Here is a 21730-nt window from a genome sequence, read left to right on the forward strand (position 1 = left end):
AAAAACTGTGGTTTAAAGACTGTAGGTACTAACAGCATATGATTTGGTACGAAATGCATTGATTTGAGTCTAAAACATCATGAAAATTTCAATTATCTTGTCAGGAAATTGAACACCTTAGTTGTTTTATTAATAGAAAAGTTTACCACCAATCAACCAAAAGATAATGCGTCTATTAAGATTTTTAAACTACCCTTACCCGTTCTATGAAAACACAAAACAAGGCTTTAAAATTTCATTCTCCATAGGTCTATTCATAGCTGTTTTTTGTTACTTATTTATGCCTTTTGGTTTAGACAAACTTAACTCCTCTGGCAGATTAGGATATGGATTAGTTTCTTTCTTGGTTTGCGGGTTATACATCGTTATTCTTCCCTTAATCTTTAAAGACAGTTTACAAAATAAAGGCTGGAAAATTTATAAAGAAATACTATGGATTTTACTAATTAATCTCTCCCTTGCCATTGCAAACTACTTCTATTCTGGCTATATTTTTAATGCTGGATATGCATTTAATTTTAAGATTTTTCTTTTCGTATTTACCTGTACTGTTGTTATTGCGGTTATTCCGGCGATAACTATTATTCTATATAAACAGCTTTTTGTGTATAAGAAAATTGTGAAAGAAGTAGCTCAATTAGACTCACAGATTATAGCCAAAAATGAATCGTATAATTACGTCGTGCCTCAAAAAAAACTAATTATCACTTCAGAAAACAACAAAGAGGTTATAGAAATTAAGAATAATGATTTCATCTTTATTGCTTCAGCTGGAAACTATATAGAGCTCTATTTTTTAAATGATGACACCATTGAAAAAAAGCTACTACGTAATAACATATCAAAAGTTGAACAGCAACTTAAAAAATTCAAAAACATAATAAGATGCCATCGCTCTTACATTATTAATCTGGATAAAATTGATAAGGTATCAGGGAACTTGCAAGGTTACCAGTTAAGGTTTAAAAATGTAACTGAATGCATACCAGTATCTCGTAGTTATACAAAAACGATTAAAACGGCTATTCTAAGTACTTAAGTTCTGTTCAATAATTAATTTAGCCTTCATCATTGCAGTTTTCGTCTGTTTATGCATCATTTGTTTAATCAATTTACCAAAACACCAATATATAAACTTGTGTTTTACAATTAATGTGTTTGTTTGAATCCACTCCACAACTTCCCCCTCGTTATTATAGACCCAAGATCCGCCTCCGCCCGAAAACAACAACGACTTTGTATTAGTCATAACAAGACTTGTTTTTAATGGGCGACGACATAACTTATATTTTAAGTCTGTTTGAAGTCCGCCCTTCATTTTTAAATGAACTAATTTGAATGGTTTTTTTTGAATCACCTCAGATTCCATTACTGCAGTATCCCATTCAGGTCTGTTGTCAAAATCTTGGGTATAATTCCAAATAGCCTCTTGAGAAGCATTAATGATTAAAGATTGACTTATAGTAATTGTATTTTTCATGCCTTAGGATATCCAAATAGTTGAGACAGTAACGAACCCGCTTTAAACATAAATCGTTGCAGTCTCCAAGGTACAATTCTAAAATAAGAATCGAAATAATCCATCAGAATGAATGTATAAAATGGGTTATATGGAATATTATTCTTACTAATCTTACCCTCTTGAGATAACTTGTATGTTAATCGAAGTCCTTTTTCAATATGCCTCGGATTAAATATTTCTGCTCTAAAGGAGGTCTCTGTATCCAATTCATTCCAAAAACTATGGAGCATCAATTTATCTACAATAACCTTGTTACTTCCAGGTTTTAAAACGAAATACTCGTCACCTTTAGTGAGATGCAATTCACCAGTAAGAACCTGAAATGTTTCTACCTGAAATGGATGTCTGTGTCTTGGGGTTTTGGCCCATGATGATTTTGGAGCCAGAGTGAGTATAAATTCTGAAACTCTGCCTTTCGTTTCTTTTGCTGTTTGAAGAAATTCTATGCAATCTCCAGTGGCCTGATTTTTTATCACTTCGTTCATAAGCATAATCTCAATAGTAAACAAGATGTTTTAATGTATTGGAAAGTTAATTACAACACATCAAATTAGGAAACTAATATGATTTTTTGTGACGAATGGTATCACGATAGTTATTAATACCACTAAAAAAAGCCCCAGAAAATTCTGGAGCTTTAAAAACTAACTTAATCTACTAAATACTTAGTTCAAAGTCACATCGATCACATTTCCATTATTGGTAGTAAACGTAGCTTGATTATCGCAATCTCCAGATCCATAATCAAAGATCCCTCCAAAGTTAGTGCGTTGTACATCCACACTCCCACTCACAAAATAGAAGCAAATTACTTCACGTCGTAATGGCGTTAGGACTTCATAACTATGTTCATTGCCATTAACAAATGTTGTTGTCCAATAGCCCATAATTTCAAAAACATTATCACTCCAAACGCCGCTTCCAAATCCTTCAACCCATTCCTTAATTTTAAGTCCTTCTCTACTCGCTTGTGCACCATTAGGCCAAATCACAGTTAAATCTAAAGTATGAGTAAATTGCGGATTTCCATTTTCATTTGATAGTTCTTTCAGCAGTGTCTTGCTTCCTAAAATATGCTTAGCATCAAAGAAAAAATCCACTAAATCATATGTAATTAACACCTGTTGAGCTTCGGGGTTTCTTGTGTATGAAAATACAATTTGTCCTTTAAGTAAATGACCATGAACCATACAACCTTCTGTTCCAAAATCTACGGTAACTTCTCTAAACCCTTGTTGAGCAACAACAGTAATTGTAACGCAATCTGGTAATCCCGATTGTTCCGATGTTCTATCTAAAGCATTAGACTCTTCACCTTCATAGGCATCGATAATAATATCGCCTATAACACTTGCCGCTGTATCAATATCTGAAGAGAGTCTAACTTCGGAAATTTCTACATTTTGTTCTTCTTCTGTTGCAGTATCTTCATTGCTACAACCTGTAAATGTTAAACCTAAAACCACTAAGGTTAACATAAATTTTGTTCTTGCTTTCATAATTGAATATTTGATGTTAATATGATGTTAAGACTATCCAAAAATGAAAACGTTTAATTTTCAGAATAAAAAATAAAACTAGAGCTTATAAAACCTTGTAAATGATTAAAAATTATTATATTTGCCGCTTGAAAGAAAGACTTTCAACGTACATAAAAATCATTTACAATAATATTAGCATGTATTTAGATCAAAAAGAAAAAGAAGCAATCTTTAAAAAACACGGTAAAGATGTCAAAGACACTGGAACAGCAGAAGGTCAAATTGCATTATTTACTTACAGAATTAACCACTTAACAGAACACTTAAAAAAGAATCGTAAAGATTATAACACAGAGCGTTCATTAGTAAAATTAGTAGGTAAGCGTCGTGCTTTACTTGATTACTTAACTAAGAAGGATATCTTAAGATATCGTGCGATAGTAAAAGAATTAGGATTAAGAAAATAATATTAAAGAGGCTTCGTGCCTCTTTTTTTTATATAACTAACTCTTACGATAGAGTATAACAGTCGTAAATAAGAAGCTAATTACAGTTTTTCATTGGTCAAGACATTTAATTGTCACACAACAACTACAACAACACAACGACCATTGTTTAACATTGTTCTAATATGTTATATCATTAGAACTAGAATTAAAAATTTATGATTCCAAAAACTTTTAAAGAGGTCATTGACCTAGGTGACGGTAGAGAAATTTCTATTGAAACTGGAAAACTTGCAAAACAAGCACATGGTAGTGTTGTGGTGCAATCTGGAAAATGTATGTTATTATGTACAGTTGTTTCCAACTATCATCAAGCAGATGTAGACTTTTTACCATTAACAGTAGATTACAGAGAAAAATTTGCTGCAGCAGGACGTTATCCTGGAGGTTTTTTCAAAAGAGAAGCCAGACCAAGTGATGGTGAAGTCTTAACAATGCGTTTAGTAGACCGTGTATTACGTCCACTATTCCCAAAAGATTATCACTCTGAAACTCAAGTGATGATTCAGTTAATGTCTCATGACGAAAACGTAATGCCAGATGCTATGGCAGGATTAGCGGCTTCGGCAGCTATTCAATTATCAGATTTCCCATTTGAATGCCCAATTTCTGAAGCTAGAGTTGGTCGTATTAATGGTGAGTTTATCATCAACCCAACTCGAGCGCAGCTTGAAGAATCTGACATCGATATGATGATTGGAGCTTCGGCCGACTCTGTTATGATGGTTGAAGGTGAAATGGATGAAATTTCTGAAGAAGAAATGGCAGAAGCTATTAAGTTTGCGCATGAAGCTATTAAAGTGCAATGTGCAGCTCAAGTTAAATTAGCAGAAGCCTTTGGTAAGAAAGACGTTAGAGAGTACGATCCTGAACGTTCTGATGAAGACTTAGCAAAGAAAATTCACGATATGGTTTATGATAAAACCTATGCCATTGCAAAAGCTGGTTCTGCAAAGCACGAACGTGGTGCAGCATTTAGTGAAATTAAAGAAGAAGTTTTCGAGTCGTTCTCTGAAGAAGAGCAAGAAGACTTAGGGAAACTAATTCATAAATATGTTGCGAAAGCTCAAAAAGAAGCTATTAGAAACCTAACTTTAGATGAAGGTTTGCGTTTAGATGGTCGTAAAACTGATGAAATTAGACCCATATGGTGTGAGGTAGATTACTTACCTTCAACTCATGGTTCGGCAATCTTTACTCGTGGGGAAACTCAAGCCTTAGCTACAGTAACATTAGGAACTTCTAGAGAAGCTAATCAAATTGATATGCCATCTTACGAAGGTGAAGAACGTTTCTATTTACATTATAATTTCCCTCCTTTTTCAACAGGAGAAGCTCGACCAATAAGAGGAACATCTCGTAGAGAAGTTGGTCATGGTAACTTAGCACAACGTGCCTTAAAAGGAATGGTTCCTGAAGAATGTCCTTACACGGTAAGAGTTGTATCTGAAGTTTTAGAATCTAATGGTTCATCTTCTATGGCAACAGTATGTTCTGGAACAATGGCATTAATGGATGCTGGTGTTCAATTAAAGAAACCTGTTTCTGGTATTGCCATGGGATTAATTTCTGATGCAGATTCTGGAAAGTATGCTGTTTTATCTGATATCTTAGGTGATGAAGATCACTTAGGTGATATGGATTTTAAAGTGACTGGTACCGCAGATGGTATTACGGCTTGTCAAATGGATATTAAGGTAAAAGGATTATCATATGAGATTTTAGTAAATGCACTAAAACAAGCTCGTGATGGTCGTTTACATATCTTAGAAAAATTAACTGACACTATAGCTACTCCAAATGCAGAAGTTAAGGAACATGCTCCTACAATGGTAACGAGACGTATTCCAAATGAATTTATTGGTGCGTTAATTGGTCCTGGTGGAAAGGTAATTCAAGAATTACAAAAAGAAACTGAGACAACTATCGTAATAAATGAAGATCCTGTAACTGAAGAAGGTATTGTTGAAGTATTAGGTGTTGGTAGCAAAGGTATTGATGCTGTTATGGCAAAAATTGATTCTTTATTATTTAAACCTGAAGTTGGAAGTGTTTACGAAGTAAAAGTAATTAAGATGCTAGATTTTGGTGCTGTAGTAGAATATATGGAAGCGCCAGGAAACGAAGTATTATTACATGTTAGTGAGTTGGCTTGGGAACGTACGGAAAATGTATCTGATGTTGTAAACATGGGAGATGTTTTTGATGTGAAGTACTTTGGTGTAGATTCTAGAACTCGTAAAGAGAAAGTATCTCGTAAAGCTATTTTACCAAAACCAGAAGGTTGGCAACCAAGACCTCCAAGAGACAATAACAGTCGTGGTGGACGTGATAACAATAGAGGTAGAGATAATCGCGGACGTGATAATCGTCGTGATGATCGTAAGCCAAGAGAAGACAAGAAAGATTAATTTCTTTTCTAAATAGATTAAAGCCTCACTAGATTTAGTGAGGCTTTTTTTATATGAATACGTCACATTAAAATAATTGATAGGTTAATCCAAATTTTGACGTACCAATGTCTTCCTTGGCACTTTCATTTAACACGATAAACGTAAATTTTTTAAATCTAAAACTCATAAAAACACCAATAAACTCGGAGTTTTCACCTTTTAAGTTTCCTGTTTTATTTAGTATATCACCTATATAAAATCCTAAACCTAATGCCCTATCATTATTGAGCTTAAAAACAGCTTCAGAACTAAAATTATAAGAGAATATTGATTTTTTATTGAATATTAATAAAGCAGGATCTTCGCTACTATTTTTAACCTTCTCTAAGGTATTTTGATAAGGTCCAAATTCGTAGTTGTATACAAGTTCTACACCAATTACGCGCCAATCCATCCTTTTGGTTGGAAGGTTTAGATTGATTCCTGTTTTTGTATTAAGACTATAGAACGCTTTAGAATCATCGTTGACACCATCTATGATGGGGCCTCCAAATTTGTAATTTCCAAATGTTCCACCCAAACCATAATGAAAATTAAAATATTTACGGGTAATACTCTTATGTCCTCTTATTGAAATTAGAGCTTTTTTGTCGGTCATGTTATTTGTAACCTCTTGACTTCCCCTACTTAAATTAATAGAAACATAAGTTCCTTTATCATTTTCTCCTCTAAATTCTGGCTTTGCTGTGTATGATTTTATGGCTCCATAAGTTCCGCTGGTATAAACACGTTTTCCACATGAACTTAGCATAAAAACTCCAAGAATAGCAACGACTATTGCATGCCGTTTTGACTTGATTAATTGCTTATTATTTTTCATCTTTTCTAGAAATTAATTTCATAATAGGTTACTCCATCTTGAACAGTTGGTATAAATTCTGATTCGAACGTAGACACCTCACCATTTCTAGTTACTGTCCAACTTATCCTCGCCTCAGTACCTTCTTGAACCCTCTTAAAAATTGTTGAGTCAACATTATCACTTATCCATAAAGGCTGTAAACCATCTATTCCAACACCAGGAGTCGTATAAGGCTCACTTACATCTCCCCTGTGTTCAATATGATATAGCGGAGCGCTATGATAGTTAGAACCAACATGGTAAAAACTCACAGAAATACGATCATTCTCATCGAAAGGGTTTATATTCTTGACCGTTACTTCCATTGGAAAGTATTTTCTAACTTTAAGTTCTAAGGGAATTTCCGATTGTATCTCTTCAAAGAAAAAACTATTGACATGTGCTATAATGTCTGTACAAATTTCCTCATCAATGACATAAATTGTGAAAAAGTTATTCGTGTTTTCATATTTGAGAATCGTATCTATGGAACCATTATCATCTGTTCTGACAATCTTCCTGCTAATGTCATAAGTACTTGAAAAAAGACCAGATCCTCCTACATCTTGGACTAAAATTAGAACCTCAGCCCCAGAGACAGGCTCGCCTGTAAATTCACTAATAACCCTCAGGCGAACATCCTGATAAGAGTCATCATCAATACTGCAACTTGAAACGAAACAAGCACATATTAGTAACAAATTAATCTTTACGCATAATTTTTTCATAAGTCATTATTTTTAGATTATGCTTAAAATTACTTGTGATATTTAAGTGAAGTCTAACGAAAATGTCGAGATTATTGTATTTTTTTTGTATTTTTTACAATAATTAAACAATAACACCATACAAAATCTCATTATATGCAAGATTTATTCATCTCCTATCTAAAAGACAAAAGCTCTGGCGCAACTTCATTTGTTGATGAAGTGGCTAGTGTTTTAGACATTGGTTATGATGCCGCTTATAGACGTGTTACGATGAAAACAAATTTAAGCCTCGAAGAGAGTATTACATTGGCGAAGTTTTACAAAATTTCGCTCAATAAGCTATATGAAGTTGGGAGTCAAAACACCATTTTAACTGAAAAATCGCCTATCATTTCCAATGCATCTGATTTAGAAGATTATTTTAGAAAATCTATAGAAAACTTAAAGCCTCTTACACAGCTTAAAAGTGCATCTATTTTATATTCTGCTAAAGATATTCCGTTGTTTTATACACTCAAGGACTCTTATATAACACGTTATAAAATTTACGTTTGGCTGAAACTCACAAATAAAGAGATGACCAAAAACAAAATTTCTTTTGATGATTTCATCAGTACAATCCCTACATCTTTATTAGAACAAGCTTTTGAACTCGGACAAACCTACAATTATATAAATATTACCGAATTTTGGAATGACAATACCATTAACGGCACGCTTCAACAAATTGTCTACTTTTTTGAATCTCAGCTTTTATCTAAGCGCATCGCGTTGAAAATTTGTGATGATTTAGAAGACATAATCCATCATGTAGAAAAACAAACCATTCAGCAGAGTATAATAAATTCAAAAAACAATGCTTCATACAACTTATATAAGAGTGATTTATTGACAATGAGTAATATCATTATGGTTAAGACCACACATAAAAAGGCATTTTTTGTGCCTTATACAGTTTTAGAGTATTTAAAAATTGAGCATGACGAAACTTGCGCGATTATGGATGATTTTTTTAGCAGACAAATGACTAATTCTAAGTTATTAGTTCATTCTGGAGAGAAAGATCGCACACTGTTTTTTAATAAAATGCTACAAAAAATCAATAAACTTAGAAACCAAATCAGTATCGACAATCCGTCTGGGTTTGAATAACCTTTAAGCCTTACCCATTCGTTTGAGTAATCTTAAATGCGATATAGCACCTCCAAAATAGGACGTTTGGTTTGGTGTAATACCGTTTTCAATTAACACTTTATAAAGTATTTTATTGAGTTTAGGATAGTGTACATGATGAATATGCGGAAATAAATGGTGTGCAACATGATTATTGAAACCTCCAAAAATAAAATTTGCGATATGACTAAATGGATGCATATCGTTTGAACTTCCAATTTGGTTCATTAGCCATGACGTATTAATTAAACCGTCTTTATTAACTGTTGGATATAAAGTAGATTCTACATGATGAGTCATAAAAAAAGTAAACAATAAAAAAAGAGACAATGTCATGTGCATAATTAAAAAACCGAATACAACAGCGTACCACATCTGTTGTGAAAACAGTAAAGGTAACAGCAATGTTATAATGATGTAAATCCCTTTCTGTAAGCAAAAGGATGCATAATACTTTATATTCTTCTTTCTTCTAAAGTTGTCTTTTGAAAAGAGAATTACAAGATCTTTAATACAAATCCAAAATAAAGAATAACTCATATACGCTATAGGAGCATAGACATACTGAAATCTGTGAAACCAATAAAATTCGCTATTAGGGATTACCCTAATTAACTTTGTGATTTTTAAATCGGAATCGTAGCCCTCAACATTTGGCGCATAATGGTGAGAATTTATATGTCTTTTTTTCCAGGCTTCTGCATGAGCTCCAACAATTGTGAATGATAGGATGTAAAACAAATTATTTACTTTCCTGCTTTTAAACACAGTATTGTGTGACAAATCATGTGAGAAATTAAATGCAAACAGTAAGGTTATAAATCCGTATGCCACATAACACAATAAAAACACATAGAGGTTATTCACCATAAATAAGCATGAATAGACTATAGTGGCCAAGACCCCGTAAAACAAAAATTTTAATATAACATGTCTGGACACATTTATCTTACTCGTTGAAACATACCTTTTCATTTGAGCAGTTAATAGTTCAAGTAATTGACTGTCAGTTGTTTTTTTAATATGTTTATCTTTCATAAGGCCTCGGAATAAATTGAGTTTGAGTTCCCATAGTTTTCAAAAACCTGAAATGTGCCGCGAGGGATTTTCTGTAAGACATTTCCATATAAGTTATATTATGTTTCTCCGCAACTTCTCTAAAAATTGGTAAAATATCCAAATAGTGAACGTGGCTAACATTGGGTAATAAATGGTGCAGAGCATGTGCATTAAACCCACCTAATGTCCAATTAAAAAATGTACTGTTAGCATTATAATCAACAGAAGTACACATTTGAAGCATTGGCCAACTCATATCCAAGGTATTATCAGAGTTTGCTTTTGGATGCTTTACAAAGTCAGATAAATGGGAAACCCCTAAAACACCTACAAATATTAAAGACACTACGAAATGATTAAACACAAAAGCTAAAATTATAATCGTCCAATCGAATGGTAATACATAGATTGGTAGTACAATCATATAACCTATGTATAACATTTTGTAAACGATTAGTTTTACAACTTCTTCTTTTGGTATCTCAATTTTTATAGTCCTACTAGAATAATTAACAAGCATTAAGGTTTCTCTAAATAAGAACCAATTTATAGAATACAGGAGATACAAAAATGGGGCATAATACTGTTGATACTTATGATACCATTTTAATGGTTGTGAGGTTGTCATTCTAAACAAAGGATTATTTAAAACATCGATATCGCTTCCTTCAACATTTGTATATAAATGATGAGACTCGTTGTGATTTTTACCCCAAACGTAGGCATTGTTTCCTTGCAAGTTGAAACTAAGAGAAAACAAAAATCTATTCCAGAATTTACTTTTCACAGCAACACCATGAGCAGCGTCATGAGAAATATTAAATGCTGTTAAGAGTATGGATAAGCCCATTAAGAGGTAAAAGGCGTAAAAACTTACTAATGACGTACTGGTAATCATTAATACATAGAATAATATATCTAATGAAAAGTACAATACAATTTTAAACAGCATTTTTTTTGATCCTGTTTTGTCAATTCTATTAACTAAAAAATGTAGATCTATCTTTTGCCTTAATTCTTTATAGAAAGCCGATCCATTGTCTGTTGTGAATTTGAGTTTATTCATAATATTATATTTATCCTTTAAATTGCCAATTAAAAAATGGAAGAGAGCGCTTTCCGTTTTTATTCCATAAACCTATTTGTAGGCCTCTAAGTTTTTTACACTTATTGAATAGACCAATTTGAATTCCATTAACTCTAGCATCAATGTTTCCAAAAATTGCAAGCCCTAGCCCATTAACATTATAGTGCGCATTTACTAAGGGAGTCATAGAGATTCCATTCACTGTAGTAGCATAGTTACCAGCTAAATTTAATTCTATACCATTAATTGTTTTGTAATCTAGAAATGCAATACCTAATCGAATGCCGTTAATCTTTCCTGGACTATTTAAGCCTCTCTTTTCAGGATTATCCATTTCAGACCATGCGTTAGAAATCATTTTTACTGGATGAGTTATTGTTAATAGTGTAAACGGAATACCTAATGGATGGATGCCCAATTCAATTCCATTTGTACTTACAGATGGGGATTTATTGTACCAATAATTAATATTTAGCCCGTTCACTTTTTGAACTTTTGATGGCGAAAATCCAATAATATGTTTAGTTGGTATTGAATCTTCTTGGTTTATGTCGTGCTGCTCTTGTCCAAATAGCGAGAAACAGAAAAAGAATAAAATGGTAGTCCAGAAATAACAATTCATCATACTAAAGTTTAAATTCAATTCAAAATTATTGCTATAATCACATTTTTCGTTGCTGTATATACAAGTTTTAGAATTATTTTTTGCGATAATCACAAATTAGAATATCTTTAGAGTATGTTTCAGTCTAAGTTTTTAAAAGAAATACAATCACAATTACCAGAGAACACGTCATTAATTGATGCCATTGCCACTACCCTAGATATAAGCTATGATGCGGCTCACAGACGCACAAGTCTAAAAAGCAAACTGTCTATAGATGAATGTATTATTCTTGCCAAAACTCATCATATTGCGCTAGATAGTTTATTTGAAACTACAGACAAAAGTTATGTTTCAGTAGAAAAAACAAAGCACATCCACAATGAAGATGAGCTTGAGGCTTATTTCATAAATTCATATGAGTCGCTATTGCCTTTGTTGAAACAAGAGGAAAGCCAAATTTTATATTCAGCGAAAGACATTCCCTTATTTTATACGATTGGAGATGACATTTTAAGTCGTTTTAAAATCTATGTTTGGCTAAAGTTGCTCGACAACACTTTTAATAGTAAAACATTTGAAGCGTTTTCACCAAGTGTCGGACTCATAAAATCGGCAAAAAACCTTAGTAGTTTATATCAAGATTTAAACACTATTGAGATTTGGGATATCACAACAATAAATAGCACGTTAAAACAAATTCATTTTTATAATCAAGCCGGACAAGTTACCAATGCGGCGGCTCTCAATCTCTGCGAAGCCTTAAAAAAATTAATTCAGGGCATTTCAAATAGAGTTGATAACAATGCAGCACATTATAAATTATATTATAATGAGTTGCTACTTATGAATAACAATGTTTTGGTCTCTACACCACATCAACAATCATTATATGTTCCTTTTTCTATTCTTTCTTACTATCTAACTAGCGATGCTTTAACTTGTCAACAAGCTCGAGCGTATCTTGAACAACAACTACAACATTCAAAATTACTCAACACCTCTGGTGAAAAGGAAAAGCGCACTTTTTTTAATCGTATTAATTCTAAAATCGACGCATTAAAACAACTTATTGAAGCGACTCAAGTTTTAGATTTCGAATAATTTTTTGTTTTAGTACGCAACCTTTTTAAGATTCTAGAGACTATAGAGAAACTAACCACCATGAATATCTCAAAACTCACGTTATTTGTACTGAGCTTCTTGATGCTTTCTTGTGCTCATAACCTTAATAAAAGTTCGACTATCGATCCTACTCTTGAAGCGCATCAAGCAATAAGGGTTGATTCAGAACTATTTGATAACTTAAAAAAAATTGCTTACAACGATGATTGCTTAAATGAAAATTCGGTTTGCCTTGATTTTATCTATCCTGTCACACTATTTGTGTTTGACGAAGATGATGTATATCTCTACACTTCAACGATTAGAAAGAATGAAGAATTCCGAAATTTGCTGGGAACCTTGAACGTTAATTTTACAATAAGTATGAACTTCCCAATTATTAAAACTATTGAATCTGGGGAGATCTCTACTATACACAATAAAAAAGAGCTCAAGGCTGCGTTGTATAATTAAACCTTAAAAGAATCTATGATGTGAAACTCTATGAATGTTAGTAATTATAAGCAATCAAGCTATTTTAAAACCATTGCGCAAGCTTTGTTTTTGCCAGATTCACACAAGAATGCATAGCCGAATAACAATATAAACCGTATTATTAAACCACATATCAAAACAACCAAAACTGTTTGACTCAAAAACAACTAATAAAAGCTTGTAAAAAGCAAAACTTAAAAGCCCAAGGCCAGTTGTACCAATTATATAAGGACGACCTCTTTGTACTATGTCTAAAATATTGCAAAAACCGCGAAGAGGCTCAAGATAATTTACAAGATGCCTTTTTGGAAATATTTAGTAAAATAAAGTCGTACAAAGGTTCTGGATCATTTGAAGGATGGATGAAACGTATTACAATTAATAAAGCCATAGATAAATACAAAAAGGAAAGGTATTTAAATATTGTTATCAATAACGATATCCTTAGGGATCATTCATTAGTTGAGACTAACATAATTGAAAGTATGCCATTAGATCAAATTTTAAAATACATTCAAGATTTACCACCAAGATATCGTATAGTATTTAATTTATATGAACTCGATGACTATTCTCATCAAGACATCGCTAAGCTTTTAAAAATAAGCGTAAATACCTCTAAGTCAAATTTACACAGAGCAAAACGCATATTACAAACCAAGATACAGCAATCAACCAATGTATCTCATAAAAACATGACGTCTAATGGACACTAAGAAAGATATTGGAGCAGCTGTGAAAAACAGATTACAAGATTTTAAGGATACTCCTGACAATTTGGTTTGGGACACTATTGAGATCGAATTAAAGAAGAAAAAGAAAAGGAGAGCTATCATTTGGTTTTCAGGGCTAGGATTTGCTCTAATATTGTCAATGTTATGGTTGATTAATCCTTTAAATTCTTCCGCTAACAGCACTGAACATTTTGAGAATAATACGGTTGAGGAGCATAGAAGTAATACATCTAATTCTAATAACATTGTTAACACTAATGATCTGGAAACCCCAGAATTAAAGGAGAATTCAAATGCATTAAAGAACGAACAAAACCTTGAGAAAGGAACGTTAGACAATAGAAAAGAATCAGCTCAAAGTGACGGTACAACAAAAACGGTTAACACTAAAAATTATCATAATCCCAAAAACCCATTAACACCAGCACAAAGTCCAATATCTGCCAAGGCAAGTTCAAAAAGCAACAGAACCACGGGTCTTACTTCATTAAAAACTACACATCATGACGATCATCAAATTTCAGAAAGTAACAAGTCAAAAAACAACACAGAAGACCCAAGTATAAAACTTACTAAGTCAACATCTATAACTGCAAATACAAGAGACGAGATTAAACGAAAAACAGTAGCGCAACGCGATAGCATGTTGGCTATTAGGGCACAGATAAGAGATTCTATTAAAAAACAACGTCAATCTAAGCAGTTGGTTTCAGAAGACCTTAAAGAAGAAACAATAAAAGACAGTACTATACTTGAAGACCAATCGAGATGGAGTATAACGCCTCAGCTTTCTTTGTCAACCTATGGTGCTTTTAATGCAAAAACTACAGAGAACTTCTCTGTTAATTATGGGGTTCTAGCAAGCTATCGGATGACCAACTACACTTATTTACGCATTGGTGTAAGAAAATTGGATTTAAACCAAACCATTGACGGACAAGAAAAGCGAGTAGAATATCTTGAGTTTCCATTAGATATTAAATACGTTCCATTTAAAAAGAAAATCAACCCATACATTACAGGAGGATTAAGCTATTTCAATCTTCAAAAAGCAGTTACAAGTGATACAAACAATTTAGATTACAAAGCTACGGTATCTTTTAATCTAGGTCTCGGTGTAGAGACTAGACTATTTAGCACATTCTATTTCAACATAGAACCAAACTTCAATTATCAACTAAAACCATTCAATCAGAATAACGACATAAACCCTTTCATTTTCTCCATTAATACAGGTATTGAGTATAGATTCTAAAACTCAGGCACTCAAACAAAACTTGGATATATCAGTATTTATTGGTATATTACAAGTTATGATATATTCAGACAAAGAGAAATATAAAGACATTTTAAACAGTTCTGTAGATTACTTAGAGCAGCATGGTTTTGAAAATATCAAAGCCGATACCGAGGGTTATGAAACTCCTAAATCTTTCACAAAAAAAGGAAGTAATATTAGTATCACGCCAGATATTGTTGCTGAAAAGGAAGGCAGAAAACATTACTTCGACATAAGTCTTAAAAGTGATCAACCAAATCTTTTAAAATCTAAATGGATATTTTTAAACACGTTAAGTAACTTAAAGTCACATCATTTTAGACTAATTACTACGCGTGGGCATTTTAAATTTACAAATGAAATGTTAGATGATATTAACCTGAGTGACAAAAAATTAATCAAAATTTAAATTATTTTTAGTTTTCTTGTAACATTTTTACCTGGTGTTACGTATAACTATATAGTATTATACATTTACTCAAATTAAAAAAGGAGATAATTAAATGAGACAACTAAAAATTACGAAGCAGGTTACCAATAGAGAAACTGCATCGTTAGATAAATATTTACAAGAAATTGGAAAGGTTGATTTAATTACTGCAGATGAAGAAGTAGAATTAGCTCAACGTATCAAAGCAGGAGATCAATTAGCTTTAGAAAAATTAACTAAAGCCAATCTTCGTTTTGTGGTGTCTGTAGCCAAGCAATATCAAAACCAAGGATTAACTTTACCTGATTTAATTAATGAAGGAAATCTTGGTTTAATAAAAGCTGCACAGCGTTTTGATGAGACACGTGGATTTAAATTCATATCTTACGCCGTATGGTGGATTCGTCAATCGATTCTTCAGGCTTTGGCCGAACAATCGCGTATTGTACGTTTACCTTTAAATAAGATTGGATCTATTAATAAAATTAATAAGACCTTTGCCTTTTTAGAGCAAAGCCATGAGCGTCCACCAAGTGCAGAAGAAATTGCAAAAGAGTTAGACATGACAATTAACGATGTTAAAGAGTCTATGAAAAACTCTGGACGTCATGTATCAATGGATGCACCTTTAGTTGAAGGTGAAGATTCTAACCTTTACGATGTATTACGTAGTGGAGAATCACCAAATCCTGATAAAGATTTATTACACGAATCTTTACGTACGGAAATTGAACGTGCATTAGAGACATTGACTCCTCGTGAAGCTGATGTCATTCGGTTATACTTTGGTCTTGGAAATCAACACCCAATGACTTTAGAAGAAATTGGAGAAACATTTGATTTAACACGTGAACGTGTAAGACAAATTAAAGAAAAAGCGATTCGTAGATTAAAACATACGTCTCGTAGTAAAATATTAAAGACATATTTAGGATAGTAATTTTTAGATATAAATTACGACTAAATTAAAGCAACAAACAGTTACACATAACTGTTCGTTTTTTGATTGATGAAAGAACCCACGGCTGATTACCGTGGGTTCACTTTTATATAGGTCTTACATCCAACCAAACAACTTAAATAAACCAAACAAAACACCTGTTGCGATAATCAAAACAACTAATGAAGGTATTAGTAGTTTAAACAATTCTGTAAAAAATAATTTTATCTTTTCATCCATAAAACTAATATCGCAAATTATAAAGTCATTACAAAATAAGACTGTATCTTTGCCCAAACCAAGCATAATTTTAACATGTCTAAAACTCTTATAGCGCCCTCAATGCTAGCTGCCGATTTTGGTAACCTCCAGCGTGATGTAGAAATGGTAAACAACAGTGAAGCAGACTGGTTTCACATTGATGTTATGGACGGGCATTTTGTTCCGAATATATCTTACGGCATGCCTGTAATTCAAGCCATTAAAAAACATGCCACAAAACCTCTTGATGTGCATTTAATGATTGAAAAACCTGAGCGCTATATTGAAGAATTTGCTCGAGTTGGCGCAGATATTATAACCGTTCATCACGAATCAACTGTGCATTTACACAGAACACTGAGGCAAATAAAAGACGCAGGTTGTAAAGCCGGAATTGTACTTAATCTTACTACTCCTGTATCTGTTCTAGAAGACATTTTACCGGAATGCTACATGGTATTATTAATGTCTATTAATCCTGGATTTGGAGGTCAAAAATTTGAAGAAATGACCTATAATCGTGTTAAAAAATTGCGTAAAATGGCAAATGACCAAGGTCTAAATACGCGCATTGAAATTGATGGTGGTGTTACAGATAAAAATGCAAAAGCATTGGTAGATGCTGGTGCAGATGTATTAGTTGCTGGTAGTTATATCTTTAAAAGTGATAACCAAACGGAAACTATTAAACACTTAAAAACTGTGGCCAATAGTTAGCCTTTGCTACCATAACCATAGTTATATCCATAGTTATATCCATAGGACTTATTGTTTCCAACCCCGTTAATAACATAAGCCATATTTTTAAGTTTTCCTGTTTCAAATAAATCTTTAGAAAAACTCAACAGTTTTTTCTCGGTAAAATTGGCTCTAGCAATATATACAGTTACATCAGACAGTTGTGAAATAAGCATCGTATCTGTGACTAATATCGTTGGTGCAGTATCTACAACAATATAATCATAAATAGTTCTAGCCTCTTCTATAAGTTTTTTAAATCGTCCATTGGTTAATAAACTCGAAGGGTTTGGAGGAATACTACCCGACAATAAAATATCATGATTAGGATGTTTATCAAAACCTTTCACCAAGTGGCTTTTCCAGTCAAAAGATTTATCATGTAAATAATTAGACAAACCTAAGGCATCCTTTTGAGAATTAATTTGTGTATGAATTTGAGGGTTTCTCAAATCTGCACCTAAAAGCAACACTTTTTTATTAAGGCTAGATAGTGCGAGTGACAAATTAATACTAATATAAGTCTTGCCCTCTCCTTTAATAGTAGACGTGCAATAAATAACTTTTCCTTCATTATCTACCTCGTTCTCATTCTCCTTCAAAGGCAAGAGATAATTAACGTTAGAACTCAAAATTCTGAATGACTCAGCCAAAGCTGAACGATCATTAGGATTACTAAAAACACGACTTTCTTCCTTTTTAATATCTGGAATCTCACCAATAATAGGTATTCTATTATTTCCTTTTGAAATATCTTCTTTACCATGAATCTTGGTATCCAACATGAAAAACAAGTACATTAGTCCAAAAGGCACTAGCAGGCCACCTAAAATTGCACCGGCATATACGATATTAGATTTAGGAGAAATTGGGCTTGAGCTCGAAAGCGCATAATCTACAACCTTTATTGACGGCTCCGTAATTGCTAAATTTATAGCTGCTTCTTCTCTTTTCTGAAGTAAAAGAAGATATAGACTTTCCTTAATTTTTTGCTGACGTTCAATGGCTCTTAATAATTTCTCTTTTTCAGGAATTTGAGACACCTGCCCAATAAACTTCCTGTTTCTTCCCTTCAATTGGCTCTGAGAAACTTTTAATTGCTGATTATAAGAATTAAGTGATCTTGTAATATTAGATCTTAAATCGTCAATTTTTGATTGAACAAATCGTACTGTTGGATTATTTGCTCCTCCACTACTCGCCAATTTATCTCTATCGAGTATTGCTGTGTTATATTCTTTTATAAGCGCATTAATATTACCACTATCTAATCCAATATTCGCAGGTAATAAACCGCCATCTGCATTAGAATTAAGTGCATCTCGAAGTAAATTGGCTAAAGTTAATTGGTTATCAATTTGAAATACCTCTTCATCAGATTTAGAGCGTTGTTGCAACCCTAACTCTGCATCTACAGCCAAGTCTACTAGATTGTTACGTTGCTTAAATTCTTTTCTATCTATTTCAATAGAGTCTAATTCTTCTGCCAGAAAGACAAAGCGATCATCAATGAATTCTAAAGTTCGCTTAGACACAAGCTGTCTATCATTGATACCATCTTTATTGAAAACATTCATTAATTCATTTAAAACCCATTCGGAGCGCTCTTTACTTTCACCTTTAATGGTCATTTTCAATAAATCACTTTGTTCTCCAATAGCCTCAACCTTAATACTAGATTTTAAACCTAAAGCGGCACTCTTTAAAGGGCCATACTTAATAATAAACGTCTTACCTACATTTTGATTTAGCTGTCTCTCATTTTCAATTTTTAAATGAAATGGCAAATTATGATCGGCTTCAAAGCTATTATGATTAGGAATATTGAAAGTCTTCTCTGTTCTGGTATTAGTGATATCGAAGCTGTTTTCTTTGACTTGAATCGTGTAAGACAATGGAGATGTAATACTATCAGCGTCAATAATTTGCTCGTAGGTAAATGGTAATTCACCTATTTGAGCAGTTTGAATGGTTCCTTCTTCAAAAAAACGTGTATTAAGTTGTAATGTTTTAGCAACTCTTTCTAGAATAAGATAAGAGGTTAATATTTCGATTTCATTTTCTAAATTGATATTCGTTCTTTTAAAAACAAATGCCGAAGTAGGCAATTCTAGTCCTTCAGACTCATCTAAAATTTTCATTTTAGCTGTCGTTTGATAGATTCTAGGTGCATATCTTAAATAAATATAAGCACCAATAAAAGCTATTGCCAAACAGATAATAAACCAAGGCCAATATCTTAGATATTTACTCAGTTCTTGCTTTAAATCTACATTATCTTCTTCTGAAAATGTGTATGGGTTATTTGGTGTAGGTTCCATAATTATCGAGACAGTAAAATAATTGAACTTAATACTAAAGACGCAATAGTAAGTACGGTTCCAACATTACCTACAAAACCAGCATTCTTAACTCTAGGATTATTAGGGTTAACAATGATGACATCATTTGGCTTTATATAATAATACTCACTATTCATAAAAGCTGTTGATGTTAAATCTATGTGCGTTATTTTTCTAACACCATCAACATCTCTAGTTACTATTATGTCATCTCTTTTTCCATTTATAGTAAGATCTCCTGCATACCCCAAAGCCTGAAGAATGGTAATATTTTGCTCAGTGAAATTGTAAGTCCCAGGAGCTTTCACTTCTCCTAATACGGTTATCTTGGCATTTACTAATCGCACTTCTAATGTTGGATTATTTAAATGACCTCCATCGACCAAAAGTCCTTTTATTTTTTCCTCAATCTCTAAGGTTGTTAAATTAGAAACTGATATCTGACCTAAAATTGGAAAATTTATCGTTCCTTCATTTGTCACGAGATATCCTTGCAGTTTTATAAGTTCTAAAGAGTTTACCTGAACACCACTATTTGCTCCTCTGTTATAAGGAATGGCTGCCTCTGGCACTAAACTCTCAACTGTTATTTTTAAAATATCGTTAGGTTGGATTGTTGCCGTTTGATAAGTAATTTCCGAATTGCTATTTTGCATAGCATCTTGCATATATAAAACTTGCTTTTTTGAAGCACAAGATGAAAGTACAATAAGTAATAATAATCCTAAAAACTTAATTTTCATATGTCTATTAATTAATGAAGACGCAAATATAACGTATTTGCGGCAATCTCGTGTCTTAGTCAGGTTAGGATTAACAGTTAAAAAATTGAGTTAAACCTTAATTTTTTCATTTGTTTTATTCATTCTTCGTCTTAATAGAAAAGGGATATAGAATAAAACAGATCCATAAATTAGCAATAACCCTATTTGTGTGTTTAAATTTAAATGCAACATATTAAAGGCTATTGCCATAATCACAAAGTTAATTAAAACAATAAGTAAGGTAGTTTGCTTATGTGTAAATCCTGATTGAATAAATCGATGGTGTATATGATTTTGATCTGCTTCAAAAGGACTCTTTTTTAAAACAAAAATTCGAATAACAAATATTCTAAAAGTATCCATTAACGGATAAAACAACATAGCTAAAGCAAGAGCAGGAGATGCCTTAAAAAACCTAGAACTTATGGTTGTTTGTGATTGAGATATAAAACTGATAGTAAAAAAAGCCAACAAAAATCCTACAATCATGGACCCTGTATCTCCCATGAAAATTTTATTCTTTTTTGAAAAATTCAATCTTAAAAAAGCTAGTAAAGCTCCTATTAATGCTACCGAAATTGTAGCTAAACTTAAGGCTCCAGAATTATAAAATAGAAAGGTGAAAATAGCACTTATCAATAGAGCGATACTACCAGCTAAGCCATCAACGCCATCAATTAAATTATAGGCATTTATTATTAAGACATAAACAAAAAGCGTAAAAAAGATAGACACCCAATATGGCAAAACATCAATATCTAATATTTTAGAGAAACCTATAATTCTAGTGTTTGTAAATACAATAAGTAATAAAGCCGCAAACAATTGACCCAAAAACTTCTTCCTTGCTGACAACACTGTTAAGTCGTCTTTCAACCCTAAAAAAAACAAAATGGTTAATCCGCCCATAACAAGGAGTAAAACCTTCGTGTTTAACATGGCTCCAACAATGGTCATTACAACAACCAGACTCAGAAAAATCCCAATACCACCAAGGGTAGGAGTATTATTAGTATGCATACTTCTGCTATCTGGTTCGTCCATTAAGTGCTTTTTCTTGGCTACATATAAAATGGTAGGAAAAGTTTGTTGGGCAATAATAAATGCTAAGACAAATGCTGAAATTAACCACGCAATTGCGTTATTATTAGGATTAAAATTTTCAAGTAGTGTTTCTATCATCGGGAAGTTGATATATTATTAAAAC

The 21730-nt window shown here is 32.6% G+C and carries 22 protein-coding genes; 11 read left to right on the top strand and 11 right to left on the bottom strand.

Annotated elements, in window-relative coordinates:
• The first annotated feature begins 166 nt into the window (after window positions 1–166).
• A complete protein-coding gene (locus tag Q0787_RS01255; protein ID WP_298900380.1) occupies window positions 167–1039 on the top strand; it encodes a LytTR family DNA-binding domain-containing protein in 873 nt (290 codons plus the stop codon).
• Here the strand turns inward: Q0787_RS01255 and Q0787_RS01260 are convergent.
• From Q0787_RS01260 to Q0787_RS01270, 3 genes are all read right to left on the bottom strand, one after another.
• Entirely contained in the window at window positions 1028–1480 is a 453-nt protein-coding gene (locus Q0787_RS01260) for an SRPBCC family protein (RefSeq protein WP_298900381.1), read from the bottom strand. The genes Q0787_RS01255 and Q0787_RS01260 overlap by 12 nt on opposite strands.
• On the bottom strand, window positions 1477–2007 hold the full coding sequence (locus tag Q0787_RS01265) for a cupin domain-containing protein (RefSeq protein ID WP_298900384.1): 531 nt from the start codon (window positions 2005–2007) through the stop codon (window positions 1477–1479). Before Q0787_RS01265 ends, Q0787_RS01260 begins: the two co-directional genes overlap by 4 nt.
• Window positions 2008–2187: 180 nt before the next feature.
• On the bottom strand, window positions 2188–3021 hold the full coding sequence (locus tag Q0787_RS01270; protein ID WP_298900385.1) for a hypothetical protein: 834 nt from the start codon (window positions 3019–3021) through the stop codon (window positions 2188–2190).
• Between the two features lie 179 nt (window positions 3022–3200).
• Here Q0787_RS01270 and rpsO point away from each other — a divergent pair, with 179 nt between their 5' ends.
• Together rpsO and Q0787_RS01280 are read left to right on the top strand one after the other, a co-directional pair.
• The gene (rpsO, locus tag Q0787_RS01275) at window positions 3201–3470 is read left to right on the top strand and encodes a 30S ribosomal protein S15 (RefSeq protein ID WP_298901508.1); all 270 of its coding nucleotides are present in this window, start codon (window positions 3201–3203) and stop codon (window positions 3468–3470) included.
• A 197-nt stretch (window positions 3471–3667) separates the two neighbouring features.
• Entirely contained in the window at window positions 3668–5920 is a 2253-nt protein-coding gene (locus Q0787_RS01280) for a polyribonucleotide nucleotidyltransferase (protein ID WP_298900386.1), read from the top strand.
• A 67-nt stretch (window positions 5921–5987) separates the two neighbouring features.
• Here the strand turns inward: Q0787_RS01280 and Q0787_RS01285 are convergent, their stop codons facing one another.
• Window positions 5988–6782, bottom strand: coding sequence for a hypothetical protein (locus Q0787_RS01285; protein WP_298900387.1), 795 nt, complete (start codon window positions 6780–6782; stop codon window positions 5988–5990).
• Between the two features lie 5 nt (window positions 6783–6787).
• On the bottom strand, window positions 6788–7531 hold the full coding sequence (locus Q0787_RS01290; protein WP_298900388.1) for a hypothetical protein: 744 nt from the start codon (window positions 7529–7531) through the stop codon (window positions 6788–6790).
• Window positions 7532–7666: 135 nt separating this feature from the next.
• Between Q0787_RS01290 and Q0787_RS01295 the strand changes: the two genes are divergently transcribed.
• Window positions 7667–8665, top strand: coding sequence for a hypothetical protein (locus Q0787_RS01295; RefSeq protein WP_298900389.1), 999 nt, complete (start codon window positions 7667–7669; stop codon window positions 8663–8665).
• A 3-nt stretch (window positions 8666–8668) separates the two neighbouring features.
• Here Q0787_RS01295 and Q0787_RS01300 read toward each other — a convergent pair whose 3' ends face one another.
• The 3 genes from Q0787_RS01300 to Q0787_RS01310 are packed head-to-tail and all read right to left on the bottom strand — an operon-like array spanning window position 8669 to window position 11457.
• A complete protein-coding gene (locus tag Q0787_RS01300) occupies window positions 8669–9724 on the bottom strand; it encodes a fatty acid desaturase (protein WP_298900390.1) in 1056 nt (351 codons plus the stop codon).
• A complete protein-coding gene (locus tag Q0787_RS01305; RefSeq protein WP_298900391.1) occupies window positions 9714–10811 on the bottom strand; it encodes an acyl-CoA desaturase in 1098 nt (365 codons plus the stop codon). Before Q0787_RS01305 ends, Q0787_RS01300 begins: the two co-directional genes overlap by 11 nt.
• 10 nt (window positions 10812–10821) lie before the next feature.
• Window positions 10822–11457, bottom strand: a complete 636-nt coding sequence (locus Q0787_RS01310; protein ID WP_298900392.1) for a hypothetical protein — start codon at window positions 11455–11457, stop codon at window positions 10822–10824.
• A 114-nt stretch (window positions 11458–11571) separates the two neighbouring features.
• On the opposite strand from Q0787_RS01310, the gene Q0787_RS01315 reads away from it, so the two are divergent.
• The 7 genes from Q0787_RS01315 to rpe all read left to right on the top strand — a co-directional run bounded on the left by Q0787_RS01315 (window position 11572) and on the right by rpe (window position 17396).
• The gene (locus Q0787_RS01315) at window positions 11572–12540 is read left to right on the top strand and encodes a hypothetical protein (protein ID WP_298900393.1); all 969 of its coding nucleotides are present in this window, start codon (window positions 11572–11574) and stop codon (window positions 12538–12540) included.
• A 60-nt stretch (window positions 12541–12600) separates the two neighbouring features.
• The gene (locus Q0787_RS01320; protein WP_298900394.1) at window positions 12601–13014 is read left to right on the top strand and encodes a hypothetical protein; all 414 of its coding nucleotides are present in this window, start codon (window positions 12601–12603) and stop codon (window positions 13012–13014) included.
• A 173-nt stretch (window positions 13015–13187) separates the two neighbouring features.
• Complete coding sequence (locus tag Q0787_RS01325; RefSeq protein WP_298900395.1) at window positions 13188–13751, top strand: sigma-70 family RNA polymerase sigma factor; 564 nt, start codon at window positions 13188–13190, stop codon at window positions 13749–13751.
• Complete coding sequence (locus tag Q0787_RS01330; RefSeq protein WP_298900396.1) at window positions 13741–15024, top strand: porin family protein; 1284 nt, start codon at window positions 13741–13743, stop codon at window positions 15022–15024. Before Q0787_RS01325 ends, Q0787_RS01330 begins: the two co-directional genes overlap by 11 nt.
• A gap of 58 nt (window positions 15025–15082) precedes the next feature.
• Window positions 15083–15457: a hypothetical protein gene (locus tag Q0787_RS01335; RefSeq protein ID WP_298900397.1), complete on the top strand. Its 375-nt coding sequence runs from the start codon at window positions 15083–15085 to the stop codon at window positions 15455–15457.
• A gap of 94 nt (window positions 15458–15551) precedes the next feature.
• Window positions 15552–16415: a sigma-70 family RNA polymerase sigma factor gene (locus Q0787_RS01340; RefSeq protein ID WP_091423042.1), complete on the top strand. Its 864-nt coding sequence runs from the start codon at window positions 15552–15554 to the stop codon at window positions 16413–16415.
• Window positions 16416–16733: 318 nt separating this feature from the next.
• Entirely contained in the window at window positions 16734–17396 is a 663-nt protein-coding gene (rpe, locus tag Q0787_RS01345; RefSeq protein ID WP_298900398.1) for a ribulose-phosphate 3-epimerase, read from the top strand.
• On the opposite strand, the gene Q0787_RS01350 is transcribed toward rpe, so the two are convergent.
• From Q0787_RS01350 to Q0787_RS01360, 3 genes are all read right to left on the bottom strand, one after another.
• The gene (locus Q0787_RS01350; RefSeq protein WP_298900399.1) at window positions 17393–19738 is read right to left on the bottom strand and encodes a tyrosine-protein kinase family protein; all 2346 of its coding nucleotides are present in this window, start codon (window positions 19736–19738) and stop codon (window positions 17393–17395) included. The two genes, rpe and Q0787_RS01350, sit on opposite strands and share 4 nt — an antisense overlap.
• A 2-nt stretch (window positions 19739–19740) precedes the next feature.
• Window positions 19741–20502, bottom strand: coding sequence for a polysaccharide biosynthesis/export family protein (locus tag Q0787_RS01355; RefSeq protein WP_298900400.1), 762 nt, complete (start codon window positions 20500–20502; stop codon window positions 19741–19743).
• A gap of 90 nt (window positions 20503–20592) precedes the next feature.
• Window positions 20593–21705 carry an MraY family glycosyltransferase gene (locus Q0787_RS01360; RefSeq protein ID WP_298900401.1) on the bottom strand — a complete coding sequence of 371 codons (1113 nt, stop codon included), beginning with the start codon at window positions 21703–21705 and terminating at the stop codon, window positions 20593–20595.
• Window positions 21706–21730: the final 25 nt, after the last annotated feature.

The organism is uncultured Psychroserpens sp., from assembly GCF_947492715.1.
GTDB lineage: Bacteria > Bacteroidota > Bacteroidia > Flavobacteriales > Flavobacteriaceae > Psychroserpens.